The 16,499-nt window shown below is 65.2% G+C and carries 17 protein-coding genes; 11 read left to right on the forward strand and 6 right to left on the reverse strand.

Annotation, left to right across the window (positions count from 1 at the left end):
- Both Q1J79_RS00775 and truA read left to right on the forward strand, forming a co-directional pair.
- On the forward strand, positions 1-611 hold a 611-nt coding region (locus Q1J79_RS00775; RefSeq protein WP_300295302.1), incomplete at its 5' end, for a methionyl-tRNA formyltransferase.
- On the forward strand, positions 611-1,348 hold the full coding sequence (gene truA, locus Q1J79_RS00780) for a tRNA pseudouridine(38-40) synthase TruA (protein ID WP_300295304.1): 738 nt from the start codon (positions 611-613) through the stop codon (positions 1,346-1,348). The genes Q1J79_RS00775 and truA, both read left to right, overlap by 1 nt.
- A gap of 10 nt (positions 1,349-1,358) precedes the next feature.
- Here the strand turns inward: truA and Q1J79_RS00785 are convergent, their stop codons facing one another.
- From Q1J79_RS00785 to dapE, 3 genes are all read right to left on the reverse strand, one after another.
- Positions 1,359-1,955, reverse strand: coding sequence for a DUF6624 domain-containing protein (locus tag Q1J79_RS00785; protein ID WP_300295306.1), 597 nt, complete (start codon positions 1,953-1,955; stop codon positions 1,359-1,361).
- A 110-nt stretch (positions 1,956-2,065) separates the two neighbouring features.
- Complete coding sequence (locus Q1J79_RS00790; RefSeq protein WP_300295307.1) at positions 2,066-2,641, reverse strand: hypothetical protein; 576 nt, start codon at positions 2,639-2,641, stop codon at positions 2,066-2,068.
- 3 nt (positions 2,642-2,644) lie between these two features.
- Positions 2,645-3,862 carry a succinyl-diaminopimelate desuccinylase gene (gene dapE, locus Q1J79_RS00795; protein ID WP_300295460.1) on the reverse strand — a complete coding sequence of 406 codons (1,218 nt, stop codon included), beginning with the start codon at positions 3,860-3,862 and terminating at the stop codon, positions 2,645-2,647.
- Between the two features lie 208 nt (positions 3,863-4,070).
- On the opposite strand from dapE, the gene secA reads away from it, so the two are divergent.
- Positions 4,071-6,782, forward strand: a complete 2,712-nt coding sequence (gene secA / locus Q1J79_RS00800; protein WP_300295309.1) for a preprotein translocase subunit SecA — start codon at positions 4,071-4,073, stop codon at positions 6,780-6,782.
- A gap of 49 nt (positions 6,783-6,831) precedes the next feature.
- Here the strand turns inward: secA and Q1J79_RS00805 are convergent, their stop codons facing one another.
- Positions 6,832-7,251 (reverse strand): peptidoglycan-binding domain-containing protein, encoded by a 420-nt coding sequence (locus tag Q1J79_RS00805; RefSeq protein WP_300295311.1) that lies wholly within the window; start codon positions 7,249-7,251, stop codon positions 6,832-6,834.
- A gap of 222 nt (positions 7,252-7,473) precedes the next feature.
- On the opposite strand from Q1J79_RS00805, the gene Q1J79_RS00810 reads away from it, so the two are divergent.
- Together Q1J79_RS00810 and Q1J79_RS00815 are read left to right on the forward strand one after the other, a co-directional pair.
- The gene (locus Q1J79_RS00810) at positions 7,474-8,484 is read left to right on the forward strand and encodes a DUF2891 domain-containing protein (RefSeq protein WP_300295313.1); all 1,011 of its coding nucleotides are present in this window, start codon (positions 7,474-7,476) and stop codon (positions 8,482-8,484) included.
- 114 nt (positions 8,485-8,598) lie between these two features.
- A complete protein-coding gene (locus tag Q1J79_RS00815; protein ID WP_300295315.1) occupies positions 8,599-8,856 on the forward strand; it encodes a hypothetical protein in 258 nt (85 codons plus the stop codon).
- Between the two features lie 2 nt (positions 8,857-8,858).
- Here Q1J79_RS00815 and Q1J79_RS00820 read toward each other — a convergent pair whose 3' ends face one another.
- Complete coding sequence (locus Q1J79_RS00820; protein WP_300295317.1) at positions 8,859-9,734, reverse strand: hypothetical protein; 876 nt, start codon at positions 9,732-9,734, stop codon at positions 8,859-8,861.
- A gap of 298 nt (positions 9,735-10,032) precedes the next feature.
- Between Q1J79_RS00820 and Q1J79_RS00825 the strand changes: the two genes are divergently transcribed.
- From Q1J79_RS00825 to Q1J79_RS00845, 5 genes are read left to right on the forward strand one after another with little or no spacing between them, the layout of a single operon-like run.
- The gene (locus Q1J79_RS00825) at positions 10,033-10,662 is read left to right on the forward strand and encodes a LysE family translocator (RefSeq protein ID WP_300295319.1); all 630 of its coding nucleotides are present in this window, start codon (positions 10,033-10,035) and stop codon (positions 10,660-10,662) included.
- Positions 10,663-10,672: 10 nt separating this feature from the next.
- Positions 10,673-11,299, forward strand: coding sequence for a LysE family translocator (locus Q1J79_RS00830; protein ID WP_300295320.1), 627 nt, complete (start codon positions 10,673-10,675; stop codon positions 11,297-11,299).
- A 1-nt stretch (position 11,300) separates the two neighbouring features.
- On the forward strand, positions 11,301-12,488 hold the full coding sequence (locus Q1J79_RS00835; RefSeq protein WP_300295322.1) for an epoxide hydrolase family protein: 1,188 nt from the start codon (positions 11,301-11,303) through the stop codon (positions 12,486-12,488).
- 3 nt (positions 12,489-12,491) lie between these two features.
- Entirely contained in the window at positions 12,492-12,947 is a 456-nt protein-coding gene (locus tag Q1J79_RS00840) for a MaoC family dehydratase (RefSeq protein ID WP_300295324.1), read from the forward strand.
- A gap of 1 nt (position 12,948) precedes the next feature.
- Positions 12,949-13,554, forward strand: coding sequence for an alpha/beta hydrolase (locus tag Q1J79_RS00845; protein WP_300295326.1), 606 nt, complete (start codon positions 12,949-12,951; stop codon positions 13,552-13,554).
- Positions 13,555-13,813: 259 nt separating this feature from the next.
- Here Q1J79_RS00845 and Q1J79_RS00850 read toward each other — a convergent pair whose 3' ends face one another.
- On the reverse strand, positions 13,814-14,767 hold the full coding sequence (locus Q1J79_RS00850) for an acetyl-CoA carboxylase carboxyltransferase subunit alpha (RefSeq protein WP_300295328.1): 954 nt from the start codon (positions 14,765-14,767) through the stop codon (positions 13,814-13,816).
- A gap of 144 nt (positions 14,768-14,911) precedes the next feature.
- Between Q1J79_RS00850 and purH the strand changes: the two genes are divergently transcribed.
- Positions 14,912-16,498: a bifunctional phosphoribosylaminoimidazolecarboxamide formyltransferase/IMP cyclohydrolase gene (gene purH, locus Q1J79_RS00855; protein WP_300295330.1), complete on the forward strand. Its 1,587-nt coding sequence runs from the start codon at positions 14,912-14,914 to the stop codon at positions 16,496-16,498.
- Position 16,499: the final 1 nt, after the last annotated feature.

The following is a 16,499-nucleotide window of genomic DNA, read 5'->3' on the forward strand; positions in this document are numbered from 1 at the left end:
GCTGCTTCAACCTGCATGCCTCGCTGCTGCCGCGCTGGCGCGGCGCCGCGCCGATCCAGCGCGCGATCATGGCCGGCGACAGCGAGACTGGCGTCTGCGCCATGCAGATGGATGTCGGGCTGGATACCGGCCCGGTGCTGGCCTGCGAGAAAGTCGCCATCGGCCCGCGCATGACGGTTGCCGAACTGCATGATGAACTGGCCCGCGTGGGCGCGCCGCTGATGGTGCGGGCGCTGCATGACTTCGCCGCAGGCAAGATCAAGCCGCAGCCGCAGCCGGAAACCGGCGTGACCTACGCGGCCAAACTGGGCCGCGAGGAAGGCAGGCTTGACTGGACGAAACCAGCCATTGACCTCGATCGCATGGTGCGCGCGCTCAATCCCGGTCCCGGCACGTTCTTCGAGCTGAACGGTGAGCGCATCAAGGTGCTGGCCGCGGAACCGGCGGCGGACAAGGGTACCCCGGGCACCTTGCTGGACGATGCCGGCACGGTGGCGTGCGGAGACGGTGCCTTGAAGCTGCTGAAGTTGCAGCGGCCAAGCAAATCCGCTGTGGCGATTGCCGATTTCCTGCGCGGCCTGCCGCTTCCCAAAGGCACGAAGCTCGCGTAATGCCGCGCTTCCGCCTCACCATCGAATATAACGGCGGCGCCTATGTCGGCTGGCAGCGCCAGCAGGACAACCGCGCGGTGCAGCAGGTGCTGGAGGAAGCCATCCAGGCCATGAGCGGCCAGGTGGTGGAAACCGTGGCGGCCGGCCGCACCGATGCCGGCGTGCATGCCCGTGGCCAGGTGGCGCATTTCGACCTGGACCGCGATTTCAGCGCCGACCGCATCCGCGACGGGCTGAATTTCCATCTGCGGCTGGAGCCGGTGAAAGTGCTGGAGGCCGCCATCGTCGGGCCGGATTTCCATGCCCGCCTCTCGGCCACCGGGCGGCAGTATCTCTACCGCATCCTCAACCGCCGGCCGCCGCCAGCGCTGGAGGCCGGCTTCGTATGGCATGTGCCGGTGCCACTGGATGTCGATGCGATGCATGCCGCCGCGCAATGCCTGGTCGGCCACCACGACTTCACCAGCTTCCGCGCCGCCGAATGCCAGGCAAAATCGCCAGAAAAGACGCTGGCCCATCTGGCGGTCAGCCGCATGGGCGAGGAAATCCATGTCACCGCGCGGGCGCGCAGCTTCCTGCATCACCAGGTGCGCAACATGGTCGGCACGCTTAAATTAGTGGGCGAAGGGCGCTGGTCTGCTGCCGACGTGCAGGCGGCGTTGGAGAAACGTGACCGCTCCGCCGCCGGGCCGACGGCGCCGGCGGAAGGCCTGACCCTGATGCAGGTGGATTACTGAAACGCGCGGTTCAGTCGCGCCAGCCAATGGCCTGGGCCCAGTCCTCGAACTCCCTGCGGCGCGCCGCCAGATCGCCCGGCGGAAGTTCGCCATTCTGCGCGGCCTCGCGGCGACGCTGCTGCGTGCCTTCGGCCAGCGGCACCAGATCGGCCAGCGCGCGGCGCGCATCCACCGAGGCCGCATCCTCGATCGGTACCGGGTTGAGCTCGCCCTTGTCGTCCCAGTCGAACTGGGTGCCATAAACCTGCTTTTTGCCTTCCAGCCAGCGGATGCGGTCGGTGAGCAGGGCCATCTGCCAGCGCGGCACCTCGCCCTTGGCGACTTCGGCTTCGATGATCTCCAGGCAGGCGCGCATGAAGCGCGGCAGGCCGATGGCCTGCTGCACGATCATCCATGCGGCGGCGGCGCCGTCTTCGCCGGCCCTGGACTTGCCCGGCCAGCCCTGGCGGTCGACGATATCGGCCAGCGCCTTGGCCTGGCTGTTATGGATGGCGCGCAGATCGCCGTTATAGCCCTGGAACATGCTGCCATCCGCGATCAGCGAGGCACGGACCCGCCGGGCCTCGTCGACCATGCCGAGCAGCGTCTGACGCAGATTCTGATCCATTCCGGTCCTCGTTTTCGATGCCCGGCCAGTGGCAGGGCCGGGTGCCGGCTACGCGAATCACCTTGCGCTACCCTGCCCCGGGGCGCCGCGCAAGTCCAGCATGCCCGCCGTTACAGCACCAGGCCAAGCAGCCGGTGCATCAAGATGCTGACCACCAGATCCAGCACGGAGGCGCCCACGGCCAGCGACAGGGCGGCGCCCAGGCCGATCCGCGCCAGCTGCACCACGACGTAAACCCAGAGCAGCAGCATGCCGCTGCTCCAGCCGACCAGGGTGCCGGCCGGCAGAATGCCGAACAGGCTGCCGGCCAGCACCGGCAGGCTGGCGGCGGTGACGATGGCCTGCGCCCAGTTATACAGCACGACGAAAACGGCAAAGCGGTGCCCGAGCCCGAAGCTGCGACTCAAAGCCGCGATGGCGGCAAAATAGGCGCCCCAGGCCAGCAGGTATTCCAGGCCCTGGAACAGCACGAAGCCGAGCCGGCTGTCGCCCCAGATTTCGGTTTCCTCCGCATTCATCGGCTGCAGCAGCAGATAGGCGGCAAGGCAGAGCAGCGGCGCGAGAAAAGACCGCCAGAAGCCATCCAGGCTGAGATCGTAGAAATGCAGCGCCTGCGGATTGCCGCGCAGCAGCAGCGCCAGCCCCTTCAGCGCGGCGGCAATCTCGGCCCGGTGCGGCAGCATCATGGGTCAGGCCGCGGCGAAGAACCGCTGCAGCATGCCTTCGTAGACCCTGCTCAGCGCCACGATATCGGCAACGGCGGCGCGTTCATCCACCTTGTGCATGGTCTGGCCGATCAGGCCGAATTCGACCACCGGACAATAGGCCTGGATGAAGCGGGCGTCGGACGTGCCGCCGGTGGTGCTCAGCGCCGGCACATGGCCGGTGCCTTCGCGCACCGCATCGGCCATGGCGGCGACGAAGGGCCCCGGCTGGGTGAGGAACGGCACGGCGCCGTCTTCCAGCACCAGGTCGAAATGCGTGCCCTGCAGCGCACGATTACCGCCCTGTCCGCCGCAGACCGCTTCACAGGCGCGGGTGATCCAGCTTTTCAGGCCTTCCGAACTCTGTTCGGTATTGTAGCGGATATTCAGCACCGCATGGGCGCTGGCCGGGATCACGTTGTTGGCCGGGTTGCCGACATCGATGGTGGTGATTTCCAGGTTTGACGGCTCGAAATGCGCATTGCCGGTATCGAGGCGGCGACTCTTCAGCGCGCTCAGGATATCGAGCAGCTTCGGGATCGGATTGTCGGCCAGATGCGGATAGCCGACATGGCCCTGCACGCCATGCACGGTGAGCCGCGCGGTGAGCGAGCCGCGGCGGCCGATTTTCATCATTTCGCCAAGCCGGTGCGGATTGGTCGGCTCGCCGACCACGCAGGCCGACAGCGTTTCGCCCTTCTCGGCCAGCCATTGCAGCACCTTCACGGTGCCGTTGATCGCGGGCCCCTCCTCGTCGCCGGTGATCAGCAGGCTGATGCCTCCTTTAAGCTGGCCGTTGCGGCCGTGCAGGAAACGGCCGGCGGCGGCCGTGAAGGCGGCAATCGCCGCTTTCATGTCGGCGGCGCCGCGGCCGTATAACTGGCCGTCGACGATCTCGGCGCCGAAGGGCGGCACCGTCCAGGCCTTCTCGTCGCCGACCGGCACCACGTCGGTATGGCCGGCGAAGCAGAAATTCGGCCCCTCATTCTGCCCGATCGCTCCGGCGCCCCAGCGGGCATAGAGGTTCTCCACGTCCGGCGTGCCGGGGGCGGAGAATTTCAGCCGCTCGCAGCGGAAGCCCAGGCCGGTCAGCGTCTGCGCCAGCACCCCCAGCGCACCCTTGTCCGCCGGCGTGACACTGGGGCAGCGGATCAGTTCCTGGGCCAGCAGGACCGGATCGGGCAGGCCGGTCTGGGCCGGCATGGGCGAGGAAGCGGACACGGGCGACACCTTTCTGTGACAGCGGGATGTAACCCTTTGAATCAGCGCGGGTCAATGCGGGGAACAGCCCCCTAAAAGCCGGTCCCTTCGTTGACATGACCCGGGGCAATGCATATCTAATGCGCGGTTTCCGTCGCCCGGTTCTCGTGTTGCGACGTGGATTTAGCAGAATTCCCAGGGGTACGGCATAATGTTCGGCGCGATCGCCAAGAAGCTGTTCGGTTCGGCCAACGACCGTGCCGTAAAGGGGTATTTCAAGACCGTCGAGGCGATCAACGCCCTGGAGCCGGAAATCGCCAGGCTGGACGATGCCGCCCTGACGGCCAAGACCCTCGAATTCCGCCAGCGCCTGGAGAAGGGCGAAGACCTCGACGACCTGCTGCCCGAAGCCTTCGCGGTGGTGCGCGAGGCCGCCAGGCGCGTGCTGGGCCAGCGCCATTACGATGTTCAACTGATCGGCGGCATGGTGCTGCATGACGGCCGCATCGCCGAGATGAAGACCGGCGAAGGCAAGACCCTGGTCGCCACGCTGGCGGTTTATCTCAATGCCCTGCCCGGCAAGGGCGTGCATGTCGTGACCGTCAACGACTACCTGGCCAAACGCGACAGCGACTGGATGGGCCGGATCTACCGCTTCCTCGGCCTGACCACCGGCGTGATCGTGCATGGCCTGACCGACGAGGAGCGCCGCGTCGCCTATGCCTGCGACGTCACCTACGGCACCAACAACGAATACGGCTTCGATTACCTGCGCGACAACATGAAGTTCCGGCGCGAGGAAATGGTGCAGCGCCCGTTCAGCTTCGCCATCGTCGACGAGGTGGATTCGATCCTGATCGACGAGGCGCGCACGCCGCTGATCATCTCGGGCCCGTCGGAAGACACCACCGACCTCTACGTGAAGGTCAACGCGCTGGTTCCGGCGCTGCAGGACAGCGATTTCGAGAAGGACGAGAAGCAGCGCACGGTCAGCTTCACCGAGGACGGCACCGGGCATATCGAGCTGCTGCTGCGCGAGGCCGGCCTGCTGAAGTCGGAATCGCTGTACGATATCGAGAATATCGCCGCCGTGCACCATGCCAACCAGGCCCTGCGCGCGCACAAGCTGTTCACCCGCGACGTCGATTACATCGTCAAGGACGGCAAGGTCATCATCATCGACGAATTCACCGGCCGCATGATGGAAGGTCGGCGCTATTCCGACGGCCTGCATCAGGCGCTGGAAGCCAAGGAAGGCGTCGAGGTGCAGACCGAGAACCAGACCCTGGCCTCGATCACCTTCCAGAATTACTTCCGCATGTATCCCAAGCTGGCCGGCATGACCGGCACGGCCTCGACGGAAGCCTCGGAATTCGCCGACATCTACCGGCTTGAGGTGATCGAGATCCCGACCAACCTGCCGGTGGCCCGCATCGATTCCGATGACGAGGTCTATCGCAGCGCGCGCGAGAAATACGAGGCGATCGTCAAGCTGATCGCCGAATGCAGCGCGAAGGGCCAGCCGGTGCTGGTCGGCACCGTGTCGATCGAGAAATCCGAGCTGCTGTCGGCCTTCCTCAAGCAGCGCGACATCGCCCATCATGTGCTGAATGCCCGCCACCACGACAAGGAAGCCTTCATCGTCGCCCAGGCCGGCCGGCTGAACGCCGTGACCATCGCCACCAACATGGCGGGCCGCGGCACCGACATCCAGCTTGGCGGCAATGCCGAGATGCGCATCCTGCAGGAAACCGAAGGCCTCGACGGCGAGGTGAAGGACAGGCTGATCGCCCAGATCCGCGCCGAGGTGGACGCCGAGAAGCAGCGCGTGCGCGAGGCCGGCGGCCTGTATGTGATCGGCACCGAGCGCCATGAAAGCCGGCGCATCGACAACCAGCTGCGCGGCCGCTCCGGCCGCCAGGGCGATCCGGGCGCCTCGAAATTCTTCCTGTCCCTGGAAGACGACCTGCTGCGCATCTTCGGCTCCGAGCGCATGGATTCCATGCTGCAGCGGCTCGGCCTGCAGGAGGGCGAGGCGATCATTCATCCCTGGATCAACAAGGCGCTGGAAAAGGCGCAGCAGAAGGTCGAGGCGCGCAACTACGAGATCCGCAAGAACCTGCTGAAATACGACGATGTGATGAACGACCAGCGCAAGGTGGTCTACGAGCAGCGCATCGAGATCATGCAGGCCGATGACGTGGCCGACACCATCGCCGACATGCGCGCCGAGATCGTCGACGAGATGGTCAGCCGCCACATCCCGGAAAAGGCCTATGCCGAGCAGTGGGACGCGGACGGCCTGCAGCTGGAGGTGCAGCGCGTCTTCTCGCTCGATTTGCCGATTATCGACTGGGCCAGGGAAGAAGGCATCGCCGACCAGCAGATCCGCGAGCGGCTGCATGACGTCGTCGATCGCCGCATGGCCGAGAAGGCCGCCAATTTCGGGCCAGAGACCATGCGCATGGTGGAGCGCAGCCTGCTGCTGCAGGTGCTCGACCAGACCTGGAAGGAACACCTGCATCACCTGGACTACCTGCGCCAGGCGATCGGCCTGCGCGCCTATGCCCAGAAAGATCCGCTGAACGAATACAAGCGCGAGGCCTTCGCGCTGTTCCAGCAGATGCTGGTGCGGGTGCGCGAGCAGACCACCTCGATCCTCGCCCGCGTGGAAATCCGCGCCGAGGAGCCGCCGCAGGAGCTGTTCGGCCGGCCCTCCGTGCCTATGCATGAAAGCCGTGGCGAACTGGTGGAATCCGAGGATGGCGCCGCGGCGCAGGAAGGCCTGCCGGCCCGGCCGGTGAGCCAGGCCCGCAACACCCTGGTCGATCCGAACGATCCGGCGACCTGGAAACACGCCCCGCGCAACGGCCCCTGCCCCTGCGGCTCAGGCAAGAAATACAAATACTGCCACGGCAAGTAAGCGCCCAAGGCGCTCACTTGCCGCGGGCGCTCACGACCGCATTTCCGTTTTAGTGCTTCGGGGCGTAGAGACCACGCAGGACCGCGATGGTCTGGCCCTCCGGATCGGCGATGCCGTCGGCTTCCAGGCCATGGCGCTGCTGGAAAGCGCGCAGGGCGACCTCCTCGCGCGGCGTCCAGTATCCGGTCGGGCCGCCACTGGCGAAAAGATCCAGATCGCCCTCGCGATGCAGCAGGGCCTGCAGCTTCGCGACATCGGCGCGGCGGTTGGACCGGCCTTCGCCGACGCCCTCCAGCAGATCGAAGACCAGATCGCCAAACAGCTGACGCAGCGAGGCGCCGTTCATCCAGGCACAGGCCATGGTCCAGACCGGATCGGCCGGCGCCGCCCTGGATGTCCCGGCCGCCGCCAGCGGGCGCAGCAGGTGGGTGCGGAGCGACTTGTCGACGGAAAACGGACGCATGAACATGACGGCTGCCTTTCCTGTGCAGTGATCGAACGATATGAGAACACTGCCACGGATAAATGAGAACGTCCAGAGAATATTTCTTATTTTGTTCTCAACCTATTCTTAAGATTTTCCGCTGCCGCCAAGGGAAACCCGGGGGAAGCCCGAGGGACGCCGGGAAAAGCCCTGGGAAGTCCAGGGGAGGGCATTGACGCCCGGACTTCGGCGGGGCGAGATCGCGGCATGACCAACGCCTTCCCGTCCCATCTCAGCCTGCAGCAGGCCACGCGCTTCGCCGCCCTGCCCCTGCGCAACCTGGCAGCCGAATATCCCAACAGCCTGGCGCATGTCCTGAACGGGCCGGGGGATGTGTTATCGCCGCGCCGCCTGCACCCGGTCTTCTACGGGTCCTACGACTGGCATTCCTGCGTGCATGGCTGGTGGCTGCTGGTGCGCTGCCTGCGCCGACAGCCGGACCTGCCGATGGCCGACAGGGCCCTTGTCCTGTTCGCATCGCATTTCACGCCCGAGGGCGCCGCCGCCGAGGCGGCCTACATGGAACAGCCCGGACGCGGCACCTGGGAACGGCCCTATGGCTGGGGCTGGCTGCTGGCTTTGTGCGCCGAACTCGAACTCTGGCCGCAGCCGGAAGCAAAGACCTGGCGGGCTGCCTTGCGCCCGTTAGAGGATCACATCGCCCGCGCCTTCCCCGCCTATCTGGCGAAGCTGACCTACCCGATCCGCACCGGCACCCATTTCAACACCGCCTTCGGCCTGGTGCTGGCGCTGCATTACGCCCGCATCTGCGGCAAGACGGATCTGGCGCAGGCCATCGAGACCTATGCGCGGACGAAGTTCCTGCCCGATGCCGATTACCCCGCGCATTACGAACCCAGCGGCGATGATTTCCTCTCCGGCGCGCTGACCGAGGCCCTGCTGATGAGCATGCTGTTGCCCGCCAGCGATTTCGCATCGTGGTTCACGCGCTTCCTGCACGCCTTGCCGTTCACGCCGGCCATCGTGGCCGATCGCGCGGATGCCAAGGGCGTGCATCTGGATGGCCTTAATTTTTCGCGCGCCTGGTGTTTGCGCGGCATTGCCGCCGCCCTGCCGGAATCGCAGCAATCGAAACTGCTTGAGATGGCAAACGCCCATGAATCAGCCAGCCTGCCTTTCCTGGAAAGCGGCGAATATGGCGGCGAGCACTGGCTGGCGACCTTCGCCGCGCTGGCGGTGGAAGGGCTGTGGGCATAACTCCTTATTCATCACCTTCCAGTCCCACGCCACCACGCGGCGTGTTATCCTGACCTCATGATCTCAGACCCTAGCACCTCATCACGGCGCGACGGATTCGAGCGTGCCAGCGGCATGATGCTATCCAGGCGCACCCCTCTTGAGCGTTTTGTGATCTTTGCCATCGGGTTCCTGACCTATCCAGCCTGGTTGGCGCCGCGCACCCTGCGCCTGTGGCGGCTGGCCAAACGCGCCACGTCCTGGAAACGCGTCTGCGTCATGCTCGAGGACGCCACATGGTGGCTGCCTTTCACGTGGTTCACCATGCTGGTGATTCCGCCGCTGCTGGTGATCGGCTGGATTCAGCGCCGTCTGGAACCACCACTGCGCTAACGTCACGGTCCGCCGCTGCGGCGTGCCTGCTCGGCCTTCAGGTCTTGCATCAGCTTTTCATATCCATCGACCATCCAGCCTGACAGCAGCCCGCCGGCACCAAATCCACGGCCAATGATTTTCGGCGCGCCCGTTGGCTTTCCCAGTTTCCATCCGGTACGGCCGGCACTCACCAGGAAATCGAAGACCTTGGCGATCTTCAGCCCCTGCTCGGTCTCCCTGATTGCCTGCTCCAGCCGTTCCGGCGTCATGCTGGGAATTTCCCAGATCGGATTGGCAATGCTGTCGGCGATCTTGGCGCGCAGCTTGCCAGCCAGTTCAGGATTGCTTTTTTCCAGGCGCACGATGTCGTTCATCGCCTGGTATTGCTGCCGGCGATTGAGGTGATGATAGAAGCGCGCGGCGCTGAGGCCCCGCATGGTCTCGGGGTTATCGATAGCCATCTTGGCCGGATCAAGACCCAGCGTGACGGCAAGGTCGCGATTGGTGTTCCGGATGGCCTCGCCATAATCCTCGTCTGCTCCGGCATCGCCGATTGCGGCCGCCGCCGCGACCGTCCGCCGGGACGCCTGTACCTGCACACCCTGGGGCGGCCGGTAGAGATCGCGGAAATATCCCATCGTCTCGCCGTCCGGTCCGGCCCAGCCATCGACGGTGAGGCTGCCTTCCTTCTGCAGGCCCTTCATGGCGGTATCGTCGCGGATGCCCCAGTAGCCGGTCGGGCCGCCGGTCGCCTCGGCATCCAGGTGGCCTTCCCGGTGCAGCAGGCTTTGCACCTTGAACACATCGCCGCGCTGGTTGGCCCGGTTGGCGCCAACGCTGTCGTTCAGGTCGAACAGCCGGTCGCCGAACAGCCGCTCCAGGCTGGCGCCGCCCATCCAGGCGTCCCGGGCCTGCTCCCAGGCAGGATCACCGGCGCCGATGCGGCCAAACGGGTCGCGCTCAGGACCGGATTGTGCGACAGGGCCAAAAAGATTTGTGAAATCAATGTCATCGAAAGGTGTTGGCATGAACGGCTCGGGATATGACTTGCGAATATGGCTTTACTATATGTGATTAAATTCATATAATCAAGACTTTGTTTATTAAATGTTCTTAAATCCTGGCCCCGCCGGCCGAGGGCCCTTGCCAAGCCCGCCTCCGCCATGGCTGGCTGCGATACAGGGAGGAATCAGCATGCCGATCAGTCTCGACCTCTGGCTCGCTTTCTGCGTGGCCTCGGCCCTCGCCATAGCGATTCCAGGCCCCACCATGCTACTGGCCATCGGCAACAGCCTGGGCAGCGGGCCCCGCATCGGCTTCGCCTCCCTGCTCGGTGTCGGCGCCGCGGATGCCGCCGGCATGACCGTATCGGTACTGGGACTGAGCGCCCTGCTCGCCACCGTGTCGCTGGCTTTCGAGATCGTGAAATGGCTCGGCGCGGCTTATCTGGTCTGGCTCGGCATTCAGCTCTGGCGCGCGCCGGTCGCTGGCCTGGATGCCCGGCCCGAGAAGCGCCGCACGGCATCACGGGCGATCCTGCGAGCATTCATCGCCCATTTGCTGAATCCGAAAGGCATCCTGTTTTTCGGTGCTTTCCTGCCTCAGTTCATCGATACCGGCCGCAGCACCCTGCCGCAGTTCGCCACGCTCGGCGCCACCTTCATCCTGCTCGATATCGCGATCCTGTCGATCTATGTCGTCATCGCCGGCCGCGGCCGGCAGGCCGCGATCTCACCGCTGTGGCAACGCCGCTTCAACCGCACCGGCGGCGGCATGCTGATCGGTGCCGGCCTGTTCACCGCGACGCTGCAACGTCAAAACTAGGACCCAGATTATGCCGATCAGTCTCGATCTCTGGCTCGCCTTCGCCGCCGCCGCGACGGTGATGATCCTGATTCCCGGGCCAACCACCTTGATGGTGATGGGCCATACCATGGCCAGCGGACCACGCGTCGGCGCGATCAGCCTGATCGGCGTCACGCTTGGCGATATCGGCGCCATCACCTTGTCCATGCTGGGCTTCAGCGCCCTGCTGGCCGCTTCGGCCGAGGCCTTCCTGGTGATGAAATGGCTGGGCGCCGCCTATCTGGTCTGGCTTGGCATCAAGCTGTGGCGCGCGCCGCCAGCGGACATGACCCCGGTCGCCGCCAACCGCAGAACCGCGGGCGAGGCCATCCTGCAGACGTTTGTCGTCACCCTGCTGAATCCGAAGGGGATTCTGTTTTTCGCGGCCTTCCTGCCGCAGTTCATCGATCCGGCCCGGCCTCTGCTGCCGCAGGTCGTGCTGCTGACCCTCACGCTCAATGTTCTCGCGGCCTCGATCCAGGGCTGCTGGATCACCATGATGGGGCGGGCGCGCCATCGTATCGTCAGCCCGCGCGTGTTGAAGAACATGAACCGCACCGGCGGCGCCATGCTGGTCGGCGCCGGCCTGCTGACCACCACGCTGAAGCGGGGCTGAGATGCTGCGTCTGGCGCCGGCGGCGGAAAAATTCACCATCGCGATTCCCGACGCGGCGCTGGCCGACCTGAAGCAGCGGCTGGCGCTGACGCGTTTCCCGGCCGAACCTGAAGATGCCGCCTGGCAATATGGCAGCAACGGGCAATATATGCGCCGCTTCATCGCGCGCTGGCAGGATGGCTTCGACTGGCGGGACTGGGAAGCGCGGCTGAACCGCTTCCTGCAATACCGCGTGGCGCTGAAACGGCCCGATACCGGCCATCTGCAGAATGTGCATTTCCTGATCGAGCCGGGTTCAGGCGACACGCCACGACCGCTGCTGCTCACCCATGGCTGGCCCGGGTCGGTGCTGGAATTCATCGATGTGATCGAAAAGCTGGCGCATCCAGAACGCTTCGGCGGCAAGGTGGAGGACGCCTTCACGGTGATCTGCCCCAGCCTGCCCGGTTATGGCTTTTCGATGCCGCTGGAAAAACCGATTGGTCCGCGTGCGGTGGCGAAGCTGTGGCGCGACCTGATGGTGGAGGTGCTGGGTTTCGGCCGCTTCCTGGTGCAGGCCGGCGACTGGGGCTCGATCGTGTCAAGCTGGCTCGGCGCCGATCATCCCGAGCATGCCGCGATGCTGCATCTCAACATGGTGCCGCTGCGCCCGCCGCTGACGAAGGACTCAAGCCCGTTCACGGCCGCCGAAAAGGAATGGATCGCGCGCACCAAGAAGATCCAGGCTGCCGAGAGCGGCTATTTCGCCATCCAGAGCACCAAGCCCACCACGCTGGGCTATGGGTTGAGCGACAGTCCGGCCGGGCTGGCCGGCTGGATCGTGGAAAAATTCCATGGCTTCGCCCGCGCCCCCATCGAGCAGGACCCGCCCTTCGACATCGACCATGTGATTGCCAATGTCGCGCTCTACTGGCTGACCGGCACGGCGACGACCTCGACCTGGATGTACTGGGCCGCCGTGAGGGCCGGCGACATGGCGCTGAAGCCCGGCGAATTCGTGAGCGTGCCGACCGGCTTCCTGCTGCCGCCCTGGGACCTGGTGCCGCCGCCGCCAAAAGGCTGGCTGGAGCGCGGTTATAACGTGACGCACCGCCGCGACCTGGAGCGCGGCGGCCATTTCGTGGCGATGGAGCAGCCGGCGGCCTTCATCGAGGATGTGCAGATGTTTTTCCGCAATGTGAGTGTGTGAGCGATGAGCAGGAGCGAACGCTGGTTTGAGGATTATGCCGTCGGCGAGGTCATCAAAGCCGATGGCGTGACGATTTCGGAAGCCGAGATCCTGGCCTTTGCCTTCACCTACGATCCGCAACCCTTCCATCTGGACAAGATCGCGGCCGAGACATCGCCCTATGGCGGCCTGATCGCCTCGGGCTGGCAGACCGGACTGCTGGGTTTCCGCATGCTGTTGCAGGCTGGCCTGCTGGGCAAGGGCAGCATGGGCTCGCCGGGGCTGGATGAAATCCGCTGGTTCATGCCGGTGCGGCCGGGCGACACGCTTTATGGCCGCGCCAGCATCGAGGACAAACGCGAAAGCGCATCAAAACCTGATCGTGGCATCGTGAGGATGAAATACTGGATCGAGAACCAGAAGGGCGAAACGGTGATGAGCTTCTTCGGCACCCAGATGGTGCTGAAGCGACCGGCGTGACGTGAGCCCGCATCTGCTCTTCCTGCCCGGCGCCGGCGGCGCGGCGGAATTCTGGCATCCGCTCGGGCAATTGCTGCCCGCCGAGTGGGACAGGATCTACTTGAACTGGCCGGGGCTGGGGCATGAGCCGCATGCGCCGGGTTACGACAGCCTGGATGCCCTGACGCGCCATGCCGAAAAACATCTGGCGCCGGCCGGCAATGTGGTGCTGGCGCATTCGATGGGCGGCATTTTCGCCATCCGGCTGGCGCTGCGCTGGCCCGACCGCATCACCCATCTGGTGCTGACGGCCAGCTCCGGCGGCATCGATGTGGCGCGCTTCGGCGCCGCCGACTGGCGGCCGGAGTATCGCGCCGAATATCCACGCGCGGCGGGCTGGATCACCCAGGCCAAAGCCGACCATACGCCGCAGATCGGCGATATCCGCATGCCCGTATTGCTGCTCTGGGGCGATGCCGATGCGATCAGCCCGGTGAGCATCGGCCGCCACCTGCAAAGCCTGCTGCCTGACGCCACGCTGCAGACCATCAAAGGCGGCGACCACGGTTTTCCGCGCGACCGCGCAAGTGACATCGCGCCGCTGGTGGCGGATTTCATCAGGGCTTGAACAGGGTGGCCGGCAGCGCCATCTGATCTGCGCCGCCGCTCCTGGCACTGCTCTTGGACCCGTTCTTGGACATCGTCTATCGGAATTTTCCAACTGGATCGAATGGGATCCAACCGGATCGAACTGGCTCCGAACGGGATCGAACTGGATCGAACTGGATCGAACGGGATCGAACTGGCGCTCAACCGGACGCAAACCGGATGCAAAAGGCCCGCAGCGGATGCCACGGGCCTGGTATCGTCTTCAGGAAATCAGTCGCTTAGAGGCCGTAGCTGCCCATATCGAGGAATTTGCGCCGGCGCGCCTCGCGCAAGGACCCCGGTTCCTGGCCCAGCAGGCCACGCAGGCTGGCATCCAGCGCATCGCCCAGGCTGGCGATGGCGCGGCCCGGATCGCGATGGGCGCCGCCAATGGGCTCCTTCACGATCTCGTCCACCACTTTCAGCTTCACCAGGTCTTCCGCCGTCACGCGCAGGGCTTCCGCGGCATCGGGCGCCTTCGAACCGTCATTCCACAGGATGGCGGCGCAGCCTTCCGGCGAGATCACCGAATAGATCGCGTGTTCGAACATCAGCACGCGGTTGGCCGCCGCCAAAGCCACGGCGCCGCCCGAGCCGCCCTCGCCCACGATGGCCGCCACCAGCGGCACGCGGATATCGAGGCAGCAATCGATGGCGCGCGCGATCGCCTCGGCCTGGCCGCGCTCCTCGGCCTGCACGCCGGGATAGGCGCCGGCGGTATCCACCAGGGTGATCACCGGCAGGCGGAAACGGTCGGCCATGCGCATCAGGCGGATCGCCTTGCGGTAGCCTTCCGGCTTGGCCATGCCGAAATTGTGCTTCAGCCGGCTTTCGGTGGTGCGGCCCTTTTCATGGCCCATCACCATCACGGCGCGGCCGCGGAACCGGCCCAGGCCACCAACGATGGCGGCGTCCTCGGCGAAATTGCGATCGCCGGCCAGCGGCACGAAATCCTCGATCAGGCCAGCCACGTAATCGGCGAAATGCGGCCGGTCTTGGTGGCGGGCGACCTGGGTTTTCTGCCAGGCGCCAAGCCTGGCATAGGTGGCCTGCAGCTGCTGGGCGGCCTTGGCCTCCAGCTTTTCCAGGTCTTCCGCGATGTCGGTATTGCCGCTGTCGACCAGCTGCCTGAGCTCGGCGATCTTCGCCTCAAGCTCGGCGATTGGCTTCTCGAATTCCAGATAGGAGCGCATGGGGGCCTCGTGTAGCATGGATCGCGATCCGGCACAAACCCTGTAAACCATTGAATTTGGATGTTTTTTACACGCCTTCCGAGGGTGGCCGCATCATGCTATAGCCTCGCCGCCTTCCCTCTCTCGCCAACGAGGCTCCTGCCAATGTCCGCCGACCTGATCCCTGTGCGCCGTGCGCTGCTTTCCGTTTCCGACAAGACCGGGCTGGTCGAGTTCGGCAAGGCGCTGGCCGGTTTCGGCATCGAGATCCTGTCCACCGGCGGCACCTACAAGGCGCTGAAGGATGCCGGCGTGGCGGTGAAGGAAGTGGCCGAGCATACCGGCTTCCCCGAGATGATGGACGGCCGGGTGAAGACCCTGCATCCCACCATCCATGGCGGCATTCTGGCGCTCCGCGACGAGCCCGAGCACAAGGCGGCGATGGACAAGCACAACATCCCGCCGATCGATCTTGTGGTGGTGAACCTCTATCCCTTCGCCGCCACCGTGGCCAAGGGCGCCGATTTTCCCACCTGCATCGAGAATATCGATATCGGCGGCCCGGCGATGATCCGCTCGGCGGCCAAGAACCACGGCTATGTGAACGTGGTGGTCGACGTGGCGGATTATGCGAAGGTGCTGGAGGCCCTGAAAGCCAACAACGGCGCCACGCCGCTGAAGCTGCGGCGTGAGCTGGCGGCCAAGGCCTATGCCCATACCGGCAGCTACGACAGCATGATCGCCACCTGGTTCGCGCGCCAGAATGGCGAGGCTTTCCCGCCCACCCTGCTGCTCTCGGCCGAGCGCAAGCAGACTTTGCGTTATGGCGAGAACCCGCACCAGCAGGCAGCCTTTTATGTCACCGGCGACCAGCGCCCGGGCGTGGCCTCGGCGAAGCAGCTGCAGGGCAAGGAACTCTCCTACAACAACCTGAACGACACCGATGCGGCCTTCGAGCTGGTGTCGGAATTTTCCGACAGGCCGACGATCGCCATCATCAAGCATGCCAATCCCTGTGGCGTGGCGATGGCCGATACGCTTGTCGAGGCATGGGAAGCGGCGTTGCGCTGCGATTCCACCTCCGCCTTTGGCGGCATCGTCGCCATGAACCGCAAGCTCGACAAGGCCACCGCCGAAAAGATCGGCGCCATCTTCACCGAGGTGATCGTCGCCCCGGATGCCGACGAAGACGCTAAGGCGCTGCTGGCCGCCCGCAAGAACCTGCGCCTGCTGATCACCGGCGGCATGGCCGATCCGGTGGCGTCGGGCTGGTTCGTCAAATCGGTGGCCGGCGGTTATCTGGTGCAGACGCGGGATGCCGGCCGCATCACGCAGGCCGACCTGAAGGTGGTGACCGAACGTGCGCCCACCCAGCAGGAACTGGCTGACATGCTGTTCGCCTTCCGCGTCGGCAAACATGTGAAGTCGAACACCATCGTTTATGCCAGGAACGGCGCCACGGTAGGCATCGGCGCCGGCCAGATGAGCCGCGTCGACAGCGCGCGCATCGCCTATCGCAAGGCACAGGATGCCGCGAAAGCCGCTGGCCTGAGCGACGCCCTGACCAGGGGTTCGGTGGCGGCCTCGGATGCTTTCTTCCCCTTCGCCGACGGGCTGGAAGTACTGGTGGAAGCCGGCGCGACGGCCGTGATCCAGCCGGGTGGCTCGATCCGCGACCAGGAGGTGATCGACGCCGCCAACAAGGCCGGGCTGGCCATGGTGTTCACCGGCATGCGGCATTTCCGCCACTAAG

This window comes from Ferrovibrio sp., from assembly GCF_029255545.1.
Classification (GTDB): Bacteria; Pseudomonadota; Alphaproteobacteria; order Ferrovibrionales; family Ferrovibrionaceae; genus Ferrovibrio.

Excerpts from the sequence above, each read along its gene's own strand:
- truA (WP_300295304.1), top strand. The coding sequence starts at position 611 with ATGCCGCGCTTCCGCCTCACCATCGAATATAACGGCGGCGCCTATGTC.
- Q1J79_RS00835 (WP_300295322.1), top strand. The coding sequence starts at position 11,301 with ATGCTGCGTCTGGCGCCGGCGGCGGAAAAATTCACCATCGCGATTCCC.
- Q1J79_RS00850 (WP_300295328.1), bottom strand. The coding sequence starts at position 14,767 with ATGCGCTCCTATCTGGAATTCGAGAAGCCAATCGCCGAGCTTGAGGCG.
- Q1J79_RS00790 (WP_300295307.1), bottom strand. The coding sequence starts at position 2,641 with ATGATGCTGCCGCACCGGGCCGAGATTGCCGCCGCGCTGAAGGGGCTG.
- Q1J79_RS00825 (WP_300295319.1), top strand. The coding sequence starts at position 10,033 with ATGCCGATCAGTCTCGACCTCTGGCTCGCTTTCTGCGTGGCCTCGGCC.
- Q1J79_RS00840 (WP_300295324.1), top strand. The coding sequence starts at position 12,492 with ATGAGCAGGAGCGAACGCTGGTTTGAGGATTATGCCGTCGGCGAGGTC.
- Q1J79_RS00785 (WP_300295306.1), bottom strand. The coding sequence starts at position 1,955 with ATGGATCAGAATCTGCGTCAGACGCTGCTCGGCATGGTCGACGAGGCC.
- Q1J79_RS00810 (WP_300295313.1), top strand. The coding sequence starts at position 7,474 with ATGACCAACGCCTTCCCGTCCCATCTCAGCCTGCAGCAGGCCACGCGC.
- dapE (WP_300295460.1), bottom strand. The coding sequence starts at position 3,862 with ATGCCGGCCCAGACCGGCCTGCCCGATCCGGTCCTGCTGGCCCAGGAA.
- Q1J79_RS00815 (WP_300295315.1), top strand. The coding sequence starts at position 8,599 with ATGATGCTATCCAGGCGCACCCCTCTTGAGCGTTTTGTGATCTTTGCC.
- Q1J79_RS00830 (WP_300295320.1), top strand. The coding sequence starts at position 10,673 with ATGCCGATCAGTCTCGATCTCTGGCTCGCCTTCGCCGCCGCCGCGACG.
- purH (WP_300295330.1), top strand. The coding sequence starts at position 14,912 with ATGTCCGCCGACCTGATCCCTGTGCGCCGTGCGCTGCTTTCCGTTTCC.
- Q1J79_RS00820 (WP_300295317.1), bottom strand. The coding sequence starts at position 9,734 with ATGGGCGGCGCCAGCCTGGAGCGGCTGTTCGGCGACCGGCTGTTCGAC.
- secA (WP_300295309.1), top strand. The coding sequence starts at position 4,071 with ATGTTCGGCGCGATCGCCAAGAAGCTGTTCGGTTCGGCCAACGACCGT.
- Q1J79_RS00805 (WP_300295311.1), bottom strand. The coding sequence starts at position 7,251 with ATGTTCATGCGTCCGTTTTCCGTCGACAAGTCGCTCCGCACCCACCTG.